The following is a 2,235-nucleotide window of genomic DNA, read 5'->3' as shown; positions in this document are numbered from 1 at the left end:
ATTGAACTTTTTGATTATGTGAACTGGTATAACAATGTCAGGCCGCACGGCGCATTAAATTATCTAACACCAAGGGAATATAAAGAAATATTCTATAAAAACTGTCCAATATTATGTTGACAGACCACATTTTCCCTTTGAAATATAATATCGTTCATAATATGTATAATAGCAATACACTATATTATATATAATAAGGAAAGAAATTATCAGTTAAAAAATTTTCTTGACTAAAACTTTTAGATATCCTGATAAAATACTTTATAATATCACTTTTCTTATTATTACTCAACAGTGTTTAAGCCTACTTATTAGTCTAGCAAATAATAAATAATTTTAAATTATTATTTATTTTATGTAGAGGGATAATATTCAAATCTTCTACTTCTTTCTTATTCTCGTTACTATTTAAAGCTTTTTAAGTATATGATTGTCTGTTCTCTTAGGTGAACAAGATATTAAATTAGCAAGACTATGCGACTAAAAGCGAGCTCTTATGATTTTGGATCCTTATATATAAAGCAGAAAATATAATTCCAAATACCTTATACAATATAACATCATCGCTATTTGTTTAATAAACTGTTTATATTATATCGTCTAAAATGATATATTTAACTAACAGTATATATTCTTGTAAAACCAATACTCAGGGGGATACCTTCATGATATTAGAAAACCTGATCCAATATAATGATATTTTAGAGAAAAAACATGCATACAAAAATAATAGTGGCTACGAAATTAATGATAGAACGATATTTATTAACCATATTTTAAAGCCGTTAGGTTATGATGAAACTAACTTATTACAAGATGTTCCACAAAATGGCTTAGTAGGTTCTAAAAGTGTTGATATAAGAGTTTTTGGTAATTACGAATATAAATCAAAACATAGTTATAGTCAGTTCATCATAGAAACAAAAAATTACAAGTCACTAAAAAATCTAGAAAATATTGATTATTTACAGTTAAAAAGGTATATCAAATATAATGAATCGAAAGTAAGATTAATCGTATTAACAGATTATCAAACATTATATATTTTCAATGCAACTGATTTAAAGAAGCATTCACAAATTAAACTTAATAACTTATCCTCAATCACTGAAACGGAAAAGAAAATATTCAACTCACATATTTTTAGGATAATTAATCTAGAAAATATAAATTCCAATACTTTAAATGAACTATCCATATTAAGTTACAAGAAAATTTTTGAAAATCAAAAATTTATAAATCCTGATGATTTTGCAACCACTAATTCAATTAACGATCCTCATGTCAGAAAAAACTTTATTTTTGAACTTTATCATTTAATGATTCGTCTAAATAATCAATTAGTCCCAATTTTTGAAATTAAATTAGTAGATGTTCATTCTCAATTGGGTGTAGGAGCAAATAAAATAAATAGCAAATCATTTAAATTACTAATTTCACAGGATACGTATCTTCCGATAATGAATTATCTGATTTGGGGAATTGAAATGAATTATTTAGAGGATTTTTTTGAAGATTCTAAAAAATTTGATATAAATGAAATTGAAGCGTATTTAAATGATAGAGAGAAAAAAGATGCTTTCGTTTTGACTTCTCTTTATAACATTATTAATAAAACCATGTTTTTAAGAATATTAGAAGATTCTGCCTCAAAAACAACCAAATTTATAGAGGGTAAAATCAACGGAAGATATATCTCAAATGGTATATTAGAGCAAAAAAGAAAAGAAGGTAAAGATAGTTTAATAAAGTATTTTTTTAATGTATTTAACTTTCAACAACATGATTTAAAATCCTATTCTTTTATACTTTCAAAAGATATATATAATTGGGTATTAGATTCAGAAGATGATAGAATTTCAGATCTTATTATAGAATTAATTCGTCTTTTTAACGATATAAATTTCAAAAAAATTAATCAAGATATTCTTGGAGATATTTATGAACATTATCTTGAACAAGAAGAAGATAACTCTTCAAAAAAAACATATAGACGGCTACTTGGTCAATATTATACACCGAAGCCTATCGTTAGGTTAATGTGGTATTTAACCAGAGATGTTTTGAAAAAGTCCTATAATCGTGATTTATATGAGTTAAATAAAGATTCACTAGTGTTGCATAAAAATATTTCAACCTACGGTTTTAAATAGAATATTCTAAAAATTTATTTTCTGTACAAAAAAAGTCCTTTATAATGGTTGGAGGTAGTAATACACATCCAAATCCAATACA

2 protein-coding genes are annotated in these 2,235 nt (G+C 24.9%); both read left to right on the top strand.

Annotated elements, in window-relative coordinates; genetic code table 11:
* The coding region (locus ERX27_RS11030; protein ID WP_165983039.1) for an IS3 family transposase at positions 1–120 on the top strand (120 nt) is incomplete at its 5' end.
* A gap of 545 nt (positions 121–665) precedes the next feature.
* Complete coding sequence (locus tag ERX27_RS11025; RefSeq protein ID WP_165983159.1) at positions 666–2,153, top strand: N-6 DNA methylase; 1,488 nt, start codon at positions 666–668, stop codon at positions 2,151–2,153.
* Positions 2,154–2,235 lie beyond the last annotated feature (82 nt).

Source organism: Macrococcus brunensis, assembly GCF_004359615.1.
Classification (GTDB): Bacteria; Bacillota; Bacilli; order Staphylococcales; family Staphylococcaceae; genus Macrococcus; species Macrococcus brunensis.
This window is presented reverse-complemented; position numbering and strand designations above follow the sequence as displayed.